Source organism: Kluyvera sp. EC_51, from assembly GCF_019584505.1.
Lineage (GTDB): Bacteria > Pseudomonadota > Gammaproteobacteria > Enterobacterales > Enterobacteriaceae > Kluyvera > Kluyvera sichuanensis.
In genome coordinates this window covers 267,391-281,600 of sequence record NZ_VDAG01000024.1, presented here as the reverse complement: position 1 = coordinate 281,600, position 14,210 = coordinate 267,391, and the positions used below count along the sequence as shown (strand labels likewise).

Genomic DNA, 14,210 nt, shown 5'->3' with positions numbered 1-14,210 from the left:
CCTGGCACGGCTGGGACGGAAGTCGCTGTCGTTCTCAAAATCGGTGGAGCTGCATGACAAAGTCATCGGGCATTATCTGAACATAAAACACTATCAATAAGTTGGAGTCATTACCACTTCCCCCCCTGTATTATTCATGCAGGGGGAAAGTGGAAAATAAATACTTAGATTAAATAATATCACTAGCTAATATATACCCTCGGTATTTGATTTTTAATTTTATTAAAAATCACCATCAATATTGCATTAAAATATGTTTGTGATCACGTATTTTGATTTAATTTAATGACACTTCATTTGCTCGCCACTAGTATCGCCCTCCGAAGAAAGAATATTCTTTATTGATAATAAATACCCTACACCTTTTTATATTCATATTTTAAATATTAAAGCCAGTTCCTCACCGCTTTGGAGTTAACGATAACAACAGAGGACGATTGCGTGAAAAAATTAATAACCTTTGGGATGCTGGCCTTCGCCAGCGCATCAGCACAGGCGGTCACTATCGACCTGCGCCATGAGTATACCGACGACAGTCAGGTGCAGAAGGACAGGGTGCTGATATCACACCGCTTTGCTAACGGCTTTGGCTTCTCGGTTGAGGCAAAAAGCAAATCGGGCGGTGAACATTCGCGGAAAGCGTTTAATGACGTCGTTGATAATGGTAGCGAATATGTGGTGAGCTATCAGTTTAACGCGACGCCGGAAATAACGATTCAACCCGGCCTGGCATTAGAGACCTCTTCGTCTAAGTCAATTTATAAACCGTATATTCGTGGGCAGTATAATTTCAGTAATGGTATTTATCTGGCAGCGCGATATCGCTACGAATATGTGCGAGATACTTCTGAAGATAAAGACGATGAACATATTAACCGCGGTGACGTATGGCTGGGTTATAAAACCGGCGCGTGGGCATTCGAAGGCAACTACCTTTATAAAAAGAGCGAAGATTTTAATCGCTATGACAACGGTAAAGATGATTACGAGCTGAACTTTAAAACGGCCTACAGTATTGATAAAAACTGGAAGCCGTATGTGGAAATCGGCAACGTCTCCGTGCGTAATACCACCGACGAGCGTCAGACGCGTTATCGTGTGGGCGTACAGTATTCGTTTTAAGTCCTGAGCGATTCCCGGCGTCGCGTTGCTCGGCTGGGCTACCCTAAACCCGGCCTGCGCCGGGTTTATTCCTGCGGTTTTTTCGCTTCGCGATGCTTCATCCACCAACGAACGGCAATCACCAGCGCGACCACCAGCACCAGCCAGATGAGATGCTTCAGATGTTTATCCAGATGATGCAACCACGGACCAATGGCTTCACCGCCAAGGTACCCAAGCGTGGTGAACAGCAGCGCCCAGATTAACGCCCCCAGAATATTGAGCGGCAGGAAGATCTTCGGCGGCAAACCGCTGGCGCCAATCAGCAGCGGCCCAATGACGCGGAAACCGTACATAAAACGGGTGCCAATCACGAACAGATAGGGACGACTTTTAATCAGCCGCTGCGCCTTGCGAATGCGCGCCTGGTGGCGTGAAAAACGTTTAAGCAGTCGCCCGCCAAACCGCCGACCAAGCAGGTACAGCAACTGGTCGCCAATCATACCGCCCAGCGCCACCGAAATAACCACTAGCGGAAATTTTAACAGACCCTGATGCGCCACCACCCCGCCGAGCAGCGTAATCGTTTCGCCCTCCGCCATACTGCCAATCACCAGCGCAGCGTAACCATAGTGGGAAATCAGGTTATTGATATCCATGCAAACACTCACTCCTTACTGCATCAATCCTTTAATCATACACCCTCACGCGAGAAGTGCGGCGGCGTCTATTTTTTGCGTTGTACATAAAACAATCTATTTATGTGAATTATACTTAGAGCAACGTGGTACGAAGCCGTGCTGAGGAGGCGTTATGAACCATGTATGGGGACTCTTCTCCCACCCTGATAAAGAGATGCATGTGATCCGTAGTGAGAACGAAACCGTCTCTCACCACTATATGCATCATGTGCTGGTGATGGCGGCCATTCCGGTGGTGTGCGCGTTTATCGGTACCACCCAGCTTGGCTGGAACTTTGGCGAAGGCACCGTGGTCAGGCTTTCACTGATGACCGGGATTGGGCTGGCGATACTCTTCTACGCACTGATGCTGGCGGGCGTAGCGGTGATGGGCCGGGTTATCTGGTGGATGGCACGCAACTACCCGCAGCGTCCTTCACTCAAGCGCTGTATGGTGTTTGCCGGCTACGTGGCGACGCCGATTTTCCTGAGTGGTATTGTCGCGCTCTATCCGCTGGTGTGGCTGTGCGCGCTGGTGGGGACGGTGGCGCTGTTTTATACCGGGTATTTGCTCTACGTCGGCATCCCTACCTTCCTCAATATTAACCGGGAAGAGGGGCTGAGCTTTGCCAGTTCCACCCTCGCCATTGGGGTGCTGGTACTGGAAGTGCTGCTGGCGCTGACCGTGGTGCTGTGGGGCTACGGATACAGGCTATTTTAACTCGCTGAATGCATTGCTGATGTGAATGTAGATTCCGTCAGCAATGCAGCATTTATTCACTATTCTTTTCTGGTAGATGCCGCGTACTCCGCGCTATGATGAGCCATTCCGCTTCGTACCCCTTAGGTACGAGGCGGTTGTCTATCATAATGTGCATAAATAACCACCAGAATACTCACCATGCAGAAATTTCGCGTTTCCCTGCTAAGCCTTGCCTTTGTGCTGGCTTTGCCTTTTGCGCCTCAGGCGAGTGCTAAAACGGCCGTCACCGCCGTTGCCTCGCAGCCGGAAATTGCCTCCGGTAGCGCGATGATTGTTGATCTTGAAACGAACAAAGTTATTTACGCCAACCAGCCGGATCTGGTGCGCCCGATGGCCTCTATCACCAAGCTGATGACGGCGATGGTAGTGCTGGACGCGCATTTGCCGCTGGATGAGATCCTGACGGTGGATATCAGCCACACGCCAGAGATGAAAGGGATTTACTCCCGCGTGCGTCTGAACAGCCAGATCAGCCGTAAAAATATGCTGCTGCTGGCGCTGATGTCGTCAGAAAACCGCGCGGCGGCGAGCCTGGCTCACCACTATCCGGGCGGCTATGACGCGTTTATCCGGGCGATGAATGCCAAGGCAAAATCGCTGGGGATGACCAACACCCGCTACGTTGAGCCAACCGGGCTGTCGATTCATAACGTGTCGACCGCGCGTGACCTGACGAAGCTGCTGATTGCCACCAAACAGTACCCGCTGATTGGCCAGCTCAGCACCACCAAAGAAGACACCGCGACCTTCGCCCATCCGGCTTACACGCTGCCGTTCCGCAATACCAACCATCTGGTGTATCGCGATAACTGGAGCATTCAGCTGACCAAAACCGGCTTTACCAACGCCGCGGGTCACTGCCTGGTGATGCGCACCGTGATGAACAAACGCCCGGTGGCGATGGTGGTGATGGATGCGTTCGGTAAATTTACCCACTTCGCCGACGCCAGCCGTCTGCGTACCTGGGTAGAAACCGGAAAAGTGATGCCGGTACCTGCGGCCGCGCTGAGCTATAAGAAGCAGAAGGAAGCCCAGGTAGAGGGCGATATCGCCAGAGCCCAGAAGAGCGGGCAGACCACCCAGGACGATTAATTACTCGGGCAGCGTCCAGTCACCATCATTGAGTGGACGCTGCATAATCACCGTATCCCGCCAGTCACCCATCTTGTAGCCGACGCTACGCAGTTGACCCACCACCTCGAAACCGTGCTTTTTATGCAGGCGCAGCGAACCGGTATTGTTATTGCCGTCGCCAATTACCGCCAGCAGTTGCCGCCATGGCCCTTGCTCGCAAATCGTAATCAGCGCCGTTAACAGGCGGCTGCCGATGCCGTGCGCCGTCATGGTGGTGTCAACGTAGATAGACTCTTCAAGGGTGTAACGGTAAGCCGGGCGAGGGCGGTAGTGGTTGGCATAGCAGTAACCGACCACTTCGCCGCGATAGAGCGCCACCAGCCACGGCAGGCCCTGTTCCTGAATATTGCGCATCCGCTGCTGCATTTCATCAATGGACGGCGGCACCTCTTCAAACGAGGCGCGGCCGTTAAGCACGTGCCAGGCATACAGCGCGGCAATGGCTTGTACATCGTCAGCCTGCGCGTCACGGATTTCAACATCGCCGTCGCGGGTGACATCAAGCGTAGACATCATTGTATTCCTTATCGTGTTGGGAAAATTCCCAGCGTCGCTGCGCTCGGCCGGGCTATATGCGAATCGTAGCCCGGGCGAGGCGTTTACGCCGCCCCCGGGAAACGCTACCGGCGTCGAGTTATACGTCGGTTTTTTCGCCCCAATATTTGAGCTTACTGGTTTTACCGATCCCCGGGTTCATACTGTTGGTCGGATCGTTTTCGCGGTAATGGCGCTTCAGGTTTTCATCTGCTTCATACAGATGCCCTACGTTATGCTCCGCCGGATACTGTGCGCCGCGTTCACGCAGCAGGGCCAGCATCTGCTCTTTGACCTCGTGCGGATCGACCCCTTTCTTGACGATATAATCCTGGTGGAACACGTAACACATAAAGTGCCCGTAATAGAGCTTATGCACCAGCTTGCTGTCGATTTCCGCCGGCAGATGCTCGAACCACTCGGTATCATTACGGCGTAGCGCAATATCCAGCGCCAGAATATCTTCCACCTCATCGGCGTGAACCGCCTGATAACGGATGGCTGCGCCCGCCGCCGCGAAGCGGTGCAGGAAGGCTTTGCTACCTTCTTCTGGCGTACAGACGAAGAAGTCACCTTCCGCCTCTTTAAAGTATTCGGTCAGCCATGCCTGCGCTTCATCAATGCCGTCACCGGCCATTTTCAGCAGCAGGTGATGCTCGTATTTATCACGCCAGGTTTTCATGCGCTCCGGCAGATGCGCCGGGAAGGCATGCCCCAGCTTTTGCATAAAGCGGTCGGTGAAGTGCGGCTTGAACAGCGACACTTTTTCCAGCATCGCATCCGCGCGGCCCTTCATGGTGAAGAAGAACGGCATTTTGTCGGTGCCGAGCTTGTCGATCATCAGGAAGGTATCTTTGCCGTACTGCTCGGCAATATCGTAGATATCGCGGTGCATGTATTCGCCCGCGACCGGCAGATTTTTGAACTCCGCCAGAATATGGCGACGAATCTCGGTCAGCACACCCGGCTGATTGGTGCCGATATAGAACACCTGCTGGCGTTTTTCCGCCGGGAAGGTGTCGAGGCGCACCGCAAACACCGCCAGCTTACCCGCACAGCCGGAGGACTCAAACAGGCGTTCCGGGTCGGCGTTGTAACGCGCTGGCGTATCCGCGTTCACGTCGCGCACGCGGTTCACGTAATCATAGTCATGCGCGTGGCGACCATCGTGCTGCACGTCGCTGTCTTTGACGCGCTCGTCGTCAAGCTTGCTGAGGATCTGCTCTGGCGTCTCGCCAAGGTCAATGCCCAGATGGTTGACCAGCGTCAGCTTGCCCTGTTCGTCAATGCGCGCAAACAGCGACATTTCGGTGTAGGCCGGGCCGCGCTGCACCAGCGAACCGCCGGAGTTGTTGCAGATACCGCCAATCACCGAGGCGCCGATACAGGAAGAACCAATCACCGAATGCGGCTCGCGGCCAAAGGGCTTCAGCGCTTTTTCCAGCGAATAGAGCGTGGTGCCCGGCCATGCCAGCACCTGTTCGCCGTTATCCAGCAGGTGCAGCTTATCGAGGCGCAGGGTGCTGATAATGACGATATCGCGGTCGTAGTCGTTACCGCTCGGGGTTGAACCTTCGGTCAGGCCGGTGTTGGCGGCCTGCATCAGAATAATTTTGTCGGCGTTGATGCAGGCGTTCAGCACGCGCCACAGCTCAAGCAGAGAGCCGGGGAAGACCACGGCCAGCGCGTCGCCGTGGCCGGAACGGAAGCCTTTGCGATAGCGAGCGGTTTTAGCAGGGTCGGTCAGCAGGTGGGCGTGACCAACCAGGCGGGAGAGTTCGTTAATCAGCGCATTATTATCAGTTGTGGTTTGAGAAGACATTCTCCACTCCTTGTGGCGAGACAAATTTGTCGTTTCTAAGAATAGCGCTTTGTATGATCATTTGGTGAGCGAATGTTTCTAAAAATCAGAGAATAACCTTAGCTTTCTGTACCGCCGTCATTTAAGTTTATGGCAAACTGCGTTTTTTCATCGACTCTCGCCGCGCTACCCGGCATGGAATAAAGAGATTACAAGAATATGAAATGGCTACTTTCTGTTGGCGTCGCCGTGAGCCTGGCGCTGCAACCCGCTCTGGCGGAGGAACTGTTCGGCAATCACCCACTCACGCCGCAGGCGCGTGACGCCTTTGTGACCGGTCTGCTTAAGAAGATGACGGTCGATGAAAAAATCGGTCAGCTGCGCCTGATTAGCGTCGGGCCGGACAACCCGAAAGAAGCCATTCGCGACATGATCAAAGAAGGGCAGGTGGGGGCAATCTTTAACACCGTCACCCGTCAGGATATCCGCACCATGCAGGATCAGGTGATGTCCCTCAGCCGCCTGAAGATCCCGCTGTTTTTCGCCTATGACGTGGTACACGGTCAGCGTACCGTCTTCCCGATTAGCTTAGGGCTAGCCTCTACCTTTAACCTCGATGCGGTGAAAACCGTGGGCCGCATTTCGGCCTATGAAGCGGCGGACGACGGCCTGAACATGACCTGGGCGCCGATGGTCGACGTGTCCCGCGATCCGCGCTGGGGCCGTGCCTCCGAAGGTTTTGGCGAAGATACCTATCTAACCTCCATCATGGGTGAAACCATGGTCGAAGCGATGCAGGGCAAAAGCCCGGCAGACCGCTATTCGGTGATGACCAGCGTGAAGCACTTCGCTGCCTACGGCGCGGTCGAAGGCGGTAAAGAGTACAACACCGTCGACATGAGCCCGCAGCGCCTGTTCAACGACTATATGCCGCCGTACAAAGCGGGGTTGGATGCCGGCAGCGGCGCGGTAATGATCGGCCTGAACTCGCTAAATGGCACCCCGGCCACCGCCGACGCCTGGCTGATGAAAGACGTGCTGCGTAAGCAGTGGGGCTTTAAAGGCATTACCGTTTCTGACCACGGGGCCATCAAAGAGCTGATTAAACACGGCGTGGCCGCCGACCCGGAAGATGCGGTGCGCGTCGCGCTGAAAGCCGGTATCGACATGAGTATGAGCGACGAGTTCTACAGCAAATACCTGCCGGGGTTGATTAAGTCGGGCAAGGTCACGATGGCGGAACTCGACGATGCCACCCGCCACGTGCTGAACGTCAAATATGACATGGGGCTGTTTAACGACCCGTACAGCCACTTAGGGCCGAAAGATTCTGACCCGCAGGACACCAACGCCGAAAGCCGTCTGCACCGCACCGAAGCGCGTGAAGTCGCGCGTCAGAGCCTGGTGCTGCTGAAAAACCGTCTGGAAACGCTGCCGCTGAAGAAAAATGCCACCGTCGCCGTGGTGGGTCCGCTGGCCGATAGCCAACGCGACGTGATGGGGAGCTGGTCTGCCGCAGGCGTCGCCGCGCAGTCGGTGACCGTGCTGACCGGTATCAAGAACGTGATGGGCAACGAAGGCAAAGTGGTTTATGCCAAAGGCGCTAATGTCACCAACGACAAAGGCATCGTCGACTTCCTGAACCTGTACGAAGAGGCGGTAAAAATTGACCCGCGCTCGCCGCAGGCGATGATTGATGAAGCGGTTGCAGCGGCGAAACAGTCCGATGTCGTCGTTGCCGTGGTCGGTGAAGCGCAGGGCATGGCGCATGAAGCCTCCAGCCGTACCGAACTTTCGATTCCGAAAAGCCAGCAGGATCTGATTGCCGCGCTGAAAGCCACCGGCAAGCCGCTGGTCTTAGTGCTGATGAACGGTCGCCCGTTGACCCTGGTGAAAGAAGACCAGCAGGCTGATGCCATTCTGGAAACCTGGTTTGCCGGTACCGAAGGCGGTAACGCTATCGCCGACGTGCTGTTTGGCGACTACAACCCGTCCGGTAAGCTGCCGATGTCCTTCCCACGCTCCGTAGGGCAGATTCCGCAGTACTATAGCCACCTGAACACCGGTCGCCCGTACAATGCCGACAAGCCGAACAAATACACCTCGCGCTACTTCGATGAAGCGAACGGCCCGCTCTATCCGTTTGGCTATGGCCTGAGCTACACCACCTTCTCGGTCTCCGACGTGAAGCTGTCTGCGCCAACCATGAAAGCGGGCGGTAGCGTGACCGCCAGCGTGCAGGTGACTAACACCGGCAAGCGTGAAGGGGCGACGGTTATCCAGATGTACCTGCAGGATGTCACCGCTTCGATGAGCCGTCCGGTTAAACAGCTGAAAGGGTTTGAGAAAGTGACCCTTAAGCCGGGTGAAACCCAGACCGTCAGCTTCCCGATTGACGTCAACGCGCTGAAGTTCTGGAACCAGCAGATGCAGTACGCGGCGGAGCCGGGCAAGTTTAACGTCTTTATCGGTGTGGATTCAGCGCGCGTGAAGCAGGGCGAGTTCGAGCTGCTGTAAGGATTACCCTCACCCCGGCCCTCTCCCTAAAAGGGAGAGGGTGTGTGCAAACCTCCAGACCGCACCAAACAGTCCCCTCTCCCCCTGGGGAGAGGGTTAGGGTGAGGGGAGCAATCCCCCAATCCTCACTTCCGCACCGCTTTGTGATCCCCCTCCCAATTTATCCACTATTCCCCCCTTATCTGCGTCAACCCACCGCTTTTCCCCCACCAAACCCAGCCATTATGTGACCTCCGTCACTCATCAAATCCCGCCGCCTCGCCGTTTTGTGCGCTTGCTCAAAAGCGATGACCGGGGGCCATAACAGGCGTGATGCCATTCACTAATACGTAAAAAAGCCCGTATCTGCCCGGCGAGAGAATGAGTGGAACCGCGTTAAATGCAGCTATCTCAATCTACGCAGGTAGCCACATGAAGATTTCATTGCATAACACCGCCCTCGACCGCAGCGGCAACACCCCGCTTACCGCGCAGCTTCAGCAGTTGATTGATGAAATCGACCGCGCCGGAGGCGGCACGCTGGTGGTCTCTCCGGGCGACTGGATGACCGGGACGCTGGTCCTGCCATCGAACTTTACCCTGCATCTGGAAGCCGGAGCGCGCCTGTTGGCGAGCCCTCACGCCGAGGATTATCCGGCTGAGCTGACGCAAACCGTCGCCGAACTGTCCCGCATGGCGCTGATTTATGCGCGCAACGCCCACCACATTACGCTGAGCGGTGAAGGCTGCCTGGCGGGTGGGGCCAGCGCCTGGTTTTCTGAGTGCGCCGATGCCCAGGGCTACCGTCAGCCGAAAACCATGCGCCCGCGCATGCTGGTGCTGGAAGACTGCCAGCAGGTGCGCATCCGTGATATCACCATCAGCGACTCGCCGATGTGGACGGCGCATCTGGTGAGCTGCAACCAGGTGTTTATCCAGAATCTGACCATTGATAACGATCTGGCGCTCTCCAACACCGACGCGCTGGACATCGACAGCTGTCAGCACGTGCATATCAGCGACAGCTACTTCAGCGCCGCCGATGACGGCATCTGCGTGAAAACCACCCGCAAACCGGAAGGGCTCCAGCAGCCAACGCGCCACGTGGTGGTGAGCAACTGCCTGATCCGCTCAAAAAGCTGCGCCATCAAAATTGGCACCGAAACCTTCGCCGACATCAGCCATATCGCGGTGCACAACTGCTCAATCTTTGAGTCCAACCGCGGCATTGGCCTGGTCTCCCGCGACGGCGGCCAGTTCAGCCAGATGATCTTCAGCAACATTCTGTTCGACTGCCGTCACGGTCACCCGTGCCACTGGGGTAAAGCCGACCCGGTGTTTATCTCCGTGCGCCACCGCGACCCGCAGGTGCAGCCGGGAAGGGTAGAGGACATTACCTTCAGCCAACTTTCTGGGGTGAGCGAAGGGGCCATCAACCTGCATGCGGAAACGCCGGGCGATATCCGCCACGTCACCTTCAACGGACTTTCATTGCAGCAGCTTACCGGCCCGTCCGATGAGCAGGGCTGCTATGACATCCGCCCGCCGTGCAATCCGGCAAGCCCAACCGGGATGGGGCTGGATAACGCCTACCGCGTGAACCCGCAAACCGGCCGCGCCTGGGGCGTGGATGCCTATCCGGGTGGCCTGCCCGCGCTGTACGCCAACGGGGTGAGGGGACTCACGCTTAACGATTTACGCATACGCCGCCCGCAACCGCTGCCGCAGGGCTGGAGTGAGCACACCATCGTGCAGGAAAACGCCGACGCCTGATGCTATTTGACGACGGCGCGGCTTGTGGCTTCGCCGTCCTGTTATGTTCAAGGGGATGGAAAATGATAAAAAAAGTGCGGGAGATAAAACTCCACAACTATATCTGTTACGGCCTGGCCGATGTTATCGGTTCAGGGGCTTTTACTCTGGTGAGTGCCTGGCTGCTGTTCTTCCTGACCACCTTCTGCGGCCTGACGCCGATTGAAGCCGGTTCGCTGTTTGCCGTGGCGCGTATCGTCGATGTGATCATGTGTCCGTGCATGGGCTACATCTCCGATAACTTCCACAAAACCCGCCTCGGTCGTCGCTTTGGCCGTCGCCGTTTCTTCCTGCTGCTGAGCATTCCACTGGTGGCGGTTTACAGTCTGCTGTGGGTGCAGGGCTTTAACTACTGGATGTACCTGCTGGTCTATATCCTGTTTGAAATCGTCTACTCGATGATTTTGATCCCGTACGACACGCTGTCGGCCGAGATGACCAACGACTTCACCAAACGCTCGAAGCTGACCAGCGCCCGCATGTACATTGCGCAGTTCGCGGGCTTCACCGCTGCGTTCCTGCCGGGCCGCCTGCTGGCCTACTTTGGATCTGATTCTGCTATTTCCTTCTTCTACGCCGGGGCGATTTTCACCGTTGCCTTTATGGTGGTGCTGTTCTTCGTCTACTTCGGTACCTGGGAACGTTCGCTGGAAGAGATTGAACAGAGCGAACGCAGCGTTGAGACCGAAGAGAAGCAGCCGCTGAGTAAGCGCCTGTTCGATATCTACTACGATTTTGTCTCTACCCTGAAAATTAAAACCTTCCGTTCACACCTGGGGATGTATCTGGGCGGTTCGGTGGCGCAGGATATCTTTAACTCCGTCTTTACCTATTTCGTGGTCTTTGCCCTGGCGACCTCTTCCGTTGTGGCCAGTAACCTGCTGAGCGTCATCAACGGCCTGCAGTTCTTCGGCGTAGGCGTCGCCACCTGGCTGACCCTGCGTTACTCGCCGTCTCGCGCGTTTGCGACTCAGGCGCTAATGGCGCTGGTGGCATTTGCCCTGTTCGCGGTGACCTATCTCTACGGCTCGACCAGCATGTCGATGCTGTATCTGGCAGCGGGCGTTGCTGGCCTGGCACGCGGCGGTATCTACTCCATTCCATGGAACAACTACACCTTCGTGGCGGATGTGGATGAAATCCTGACCTGTAACCGTCGTGAAGGGATCTTCGCGGGCTTTATGAGCCTGCTGCGTAAAGCGTCCCAGGCGTTCTCTATCTTCCTCGTTGGCGTGGCGTTGCAGATGTCCGGCTTTATCACCGGCCACACCAGCCAGCCGCAGTCGGCGATTAATATGATCCTCGCCATCATGATTATTCTGCCGGTTATCCTGACCCTGTGGGGCATCTGGTCGGCCTTCCAGTTCAAAGTCAACAGCCGTACCCATGCGGTGCTGAACGAAGAAGTGGCGCGCCTGAAACAGGGCGGCAGCAAGGCAACCGTGACGGCAGAAACCAAAGAGGTTATCGAAAGCCTGACCGGGATGCCGTACGACCACTGCTGGGGTGATAACACCGTCGGCCACGTCAACCGCAGCCTGCTCAAAGCCAAACAGCATCAGTTAGCGCAGTTGAAAAACGCGTAAAACCAAACAAATAAACACCTTGTAGCCCGGGCGAGCGCAGAGCGACCCCGGGATTTTTTTGGATAACAGAAATGACCGATCAAAGTTTATATATTCAACAAGGCATCTGGGCACGCATCGGCCTCCCACGCGAGCTGGTATGGGGATTCGTGGGCGTCTTCCTGTTTATTACTGGGGCAACCATCGAACAGAGCTGGCTGGCCTCGCTGCTGCAACAGCGCGGGCTTGATGCGGTACATATCAGCCTGCTGTCATCCGTCTTTGGCCTGTGCGTGGCGGCTATTTCGTGGTTTTCCGGCATTGGCGCGGGCGTACTTGGCGTGCGTCGCCTGATGTGGCTGGCGACGCTGCTCTACTTTGTCGGCTCAGTACCGTTTATTTTCGTCGCGCTGCCGGACGGCAACTACCCGTTGATGATGGTGAGCTATGCGGTGCGCGGCATGGCCTATCCGCTGTTCGCCTACTCGTTTCTGGTGTGGATTAACCAGCGCTGCGAAAGCCGGATCCTCGGCCGCGCCGTCTCCTGGTTCTGGATTGCCTTCGGCGTCGGCATGACCATCGTCGGGCCGTGGTTCTCCGGCTTTATGATCCCGCGTTTGGGCGAAACGACCACCTTGCTCTCCGGTTTTATCTTTGTGCTGGCGGGCTGCGGCTGTGCGCTTCTCCTCAACCGCGATAAACCGCAGTGGCAGCAGGATGGTGCGGTCGGCAAGGCGCTGGCGGAAGGGATTATCGTGCTGGTGCGCGAACCGAAAATGCGCCTGGCGGTGGTGGTTAAAACCATCAACGATATCGGCAAGTTCTCGCTGGTGATTCTGATGCCGGTTTACCTGCCGCGCTTTGGCTTCAGCATTGAAGAGTGGCTGACCATCTGGGGACTGGTGAACGTGGTGAATATCTTCGCCAACTACTTCTTCGGCTGGCTGGGCGATACCATTGGCTGGCGTAACACCGTGGTCTGGTTTGCCGGGACGCTCTGCGGCGCGTCGGCGCTGGCGGTGTGCTACGCGCCGGTACTGTTTGGTCATAGCAGCGTGGCGATGGTCATTGCGCTGGCGATTTATGCCATCGGCCTTGGTGCTTTCGGCCCGCTGAGCGCGCTGATTCCTTCGCTGTTGCCGGAAAATAAAGGTGCGGCGATCTCCTGCCTGAACCTTGGATCTGGTCTGAGCAATTTTGTCGGGCCATTTATCGTCACCCTGTGCGTTAACCCGCTCGGCGTGGAGGGCACGCTGTGGGTTATCGCGCTGCTGTACTTCGCCGCGAGCTTGCTGACGATCCCGTTAACGATCCCGAAAAAGGGCTGATTGCTGAGATTTCGTCTACGCTTTTTACTTAAGCGCCTGTTAATTGAGCGCAAATAATAAGAGGAAAGCGTATGACGATGGCAAGGGGATGGACGGCGTCACTGGTACTCCTGGCGGCGGTTGCGCTGCCGTTACAGGCCGCGGAGCCGGTAAAAGTAGGTTCAAAAATTGATACCGAAGGGGCGCTGCTCGGGAACATTATTCTGCAGGTGCTGGAAAGCCACGGCGTCAAAACGGTGAACAAGGTTCAGCTTGGCACCACGCCGGTGGTGCGCGGTGCTATCACCTCCAACGCGCTGGATATTTACCCGGAGTACACCGGCAACGGCGCATTTTTCTTCAAAGATGAAACCGACGCGGCCTGGAAAAATGCGGCGGCGGGCTACGAGAAAGTGAAAAAGCTCGATGCCGAGAAAAATCATCTGATCTGGCTGACCCCCGCACCGGCGAACAACACCTGGACTATCGCCGTTCGTAAAGACCTGGCGGAACAAAACAAACTCACTTCTCTGGCCGACCTGAGCGGCTATCTGAAAAAAGGCGGCACCTTTAAGCTGGCGGCCTCTGCTGAATTTATCGAACGCCCGGATGCACTTCCGGCGTTTGAAAAAGCCTACGATTTCAAACTGAGTCAGGACCAGCTGCTGTCGCTGGCGGGCGGGGACACCGCCGTCACCATTAAGGCGGCGGCGCAGCAAACCTCTGGTGTCAACGCGGCGATGGCCTACGGTACCGACGGCCCGGTGGCGGCGCTGGGGCTACAGACCCTGAGCGACCCGAAAGGCGTGCAGCCGATTTATGCGCCGACGCCGGTAGTGCGTGAAGCGGTGCTGAAAGCCTATCCGCAACTGGACGAATGGCTGAAGCCGGTGTTCGCGAGCCTCGATGAAAAGACCCTGCAAACGCTGAACGCGAAGATTGCGGTCGAAGGGCTGGACGCCAAAACCGTGGCGGCGGAATACCTGAAACAAAAAGGGTGCGCGAAGTAATCGGTTA

At 56.2% G+C, this 14,210-nt stretch carries 12 protein-coding genes; 9 read left to right on the top strand and 3 right to left on the bottom strand.

Features of this window, described 5'->3' with window-relative positions:
* The coding region (locus tag FHC49_RS07420) for an IS1 family transposase (RefSeq protein ID WP_000641146.1) at positions 1 to 100 on the top strand (100 nt) is incomplete at its 5' end.
* Between the two features lie 365 nt (positions 101 to 465).
* Positions 466 to 1,122: an oligogalacturonate-specific porin KdgM family protein gene (locus FHC49_RS07415; RefSeq protein WP_220439431.1), complete on the top strand. Its 657-nt coding sequence runs from the start codon at positions 466 to 468 to the stop codon at positions 1,120 to 1,122.
* A gap of 65 nt (positions 1,123 to 1,187) precedes the next feature.
* Here FHC49_RS07415 and FHC49_RS07410 read toward each other — a convergent pair whose 3' ends face one another.
* Positions 1,188 to 1,760, bottom strand: coding sequence for a DedA family protein (locus FHC49_RS07410; protein WP_185666930.1), 573 nt, complete (start codon positions 1,758 to 1,760; stop codon positions 1,188 to 1,190).
* Between the two features lie 154 nt (positions 1,761 to 1,914).
* Between FHC49_RS07410 and FHC49_RS07405 the strand changes: the two genes are divergently transcribed.
* Positions 1,915 to 2,502, top strand: coding sequence for a Yip1 family protein (locus tag FHC49_RS07405; RefSeq protein ID WP_185666931.1), 588 nt, complete (start codon positions 1,915 to 1,917; stop codon positions 2,500 to 2,502).
* Between the two features lie 180 nt (positions 2,503 to 2,682).
* The gene (pbpG, locus tag FHC49_RS07400; protein ID WP_185666932.1) at positions 2,683 to 3,636 is read left to right on the top strand and encodes a D-alanyl-D-alanine endopeptidase; all 954 of its coding nucleotides are present in this window, start codon (positions 2,683 to 2,685) and stop codon (positions 3,634 to 3,636) included.
* Here the strand turns inward: pbpG and FHC49_RS07395 are convergent, their stop codons facing one another.
* Together FHC49_RS07395 and dld are read right to left on the bottom strand one after the other, a co-directional pair.
* Positions 3,637 to 4,191 (bottom strand): GNAT family N-acetyltransferase, encoded by a 555-nt coding sequence (locus FHC49_RS07395; protein WP_185667042.1) that lies wholly within the window; start codon positions 4,189 to 4,191, stop codon positions 3,637 to 3,639. It lies immediately after the preceding gene.
* A gap of 121 nt (positions 4,192 to 4,312) precedes the next feature.
* Complete coding sequence (gene dld, locus FHC49_RS07390) at positions 4,313 to 6,034, bottom strand: D-lactate dehydrogenase (RefSeq protein ID WP_220439419.1); 1,722 nt, start codon at positions 6,032 to 6,034, stop codon at positions 4,313 to 4,315.
* Between the two features lie 198 nt (positions 6,035 to 6,232).
* On the opposite strand from dld, the gene bglX reads away from it, so the two are divergent.
* The 5 genes from bglX (at position 6,233) to FHC49_RS07365 (ending at position 14,203) form a co-directional block, all read left to right on the top strand.
* Positions 6,233 to 8,530, top strand: coding sequence for a beta-glucosidase BglX (bglX, locus tag FHC49_RS07385; protein WP_220439418.1), 2,298 nt, complete (start codon positions 6,233 to 6,235; stop codon positions 8,528 to 8,530).
* A 411-nt stretch (positions 8,531 to 8,941) separates the two neighbouring features.
* Positions 8,942 to 10,282, top strand: coding sequence for a glycoside hydrolase family 28 protein (locus FHC49_RS07380; RefSeq protein ID WP_220439417.1), 1,341 nt, complete (start codon positions 8,942 to 8,944; stop codon positions 10,280 to 10,282).
* Between the two features lie 62 nt (positions 10,283 to 10,344).
* Positions 10,345 to 11,907, top strand: a complete 1,563-nt coding sequence (locus FHC49_RS07375) for an MFS transporter (protein WP_185666936.1) — start codon at positions 10,345 to 10,347, stop codon at positions 11,905 to 11,907.
* Between the two features lie 71 nt (positions 11,908 to 11,978).
* Entirely contained in the window at positions 11,979 to 13,214 is a 1,236-nt protein-coding gene (locus FHC49_RS07370; RefSeq protein WP_220439416.1) for an MFS transporter, read from the top strand.
* Between the two features lie 71 nt (positions 13,215 to 13,285).
* Positions 13,286 to 14,203: an ABC transporter substrate-binding protein gene (locus FHC49_RS07365; RefSeq protein WP_220439415.1), complete on the top strand. Its 918-nt coding sequence runs from the start codon at positions 13,286 to 13,288 to the stop codon at positions 14,201 to 14,203.
* The last annotated feature ends 7 nt before the right edge of the window (positions 14,204 to 14,210 follow it).

Coding starts and splice junctions, on each gene's coding strand:
- FHC49_RS07415 (WP_220439431.1), top strand. CDS start 466: ATGCTGGCCTTCGCCAGCGCATCAGCACAGGCGGTCACTATCGACCTG.
- FHC49_RS07410 (WP_185666930.1), bottom strand. CDS start 1,760: ATGGATATCAATAACCTGATTTCCCACTATGGTTACGCTGCGCTGGTG.
- FHC49_RS07405 (WP_185666931.1), top strand. CDS start 1,915: ATGAACCATGTATGGGGACTCTTCTCCCACCCTGATAAAGAGATGCAT.
- pbpG (WP_185666932.1), top strand. CDS start 2,683: ATGCAGAAATTTCGCGTTTCCCTGCTAAGCCTTGCCTTTGTGCTGGCT.
- FHC49_RS07395 (WP_185667042.1), bottom strand. CDS start 4,191: ATGTCTACGCTTGATGTCACCCGCGACGGCGATGTTGAAATCCGTGAC.
- dld (WP_220439419.1), bottom strand. CDS start 6,034: ATGTCTTCTCAAACCACAACTGATAATAATGCGCTGATTAACGAACTC.
- bglX (WP_220439418.1), top strand. CDS start 6,233: ATGAAATGGCTACTTTCTGTTGGCGTCGCCGTGAGCCTGGCGCTGCAA.
- FHC49_RS07380 (WP_220439417.1), top strand. CDS start 8,942: ATGAAGATTTCATTGCATAACACCGCCCTCGACCGCAGCGGCAACACC.
- FHC49_RS07375 (WP_185666936.1), top strand. CDS start 10,345: ATGATAAAAAAAGTGCGGGAGATAAAACTCCACAACTATATCTGTTAC.
- FHC49_RS07370 (WP_220439416.1), top strand. CDS start 11,979: ATGACCGATCAAAGTTTATATATTCAACAAGGCATCTGGGCACGCATC.
- FHC49_RS07365 (WP_220439415.1), top strand. CDS start 13,286: ATGACGATGGCAAGGGGATGGACGGCGTCACTGGTACTCCTGGCGGCG.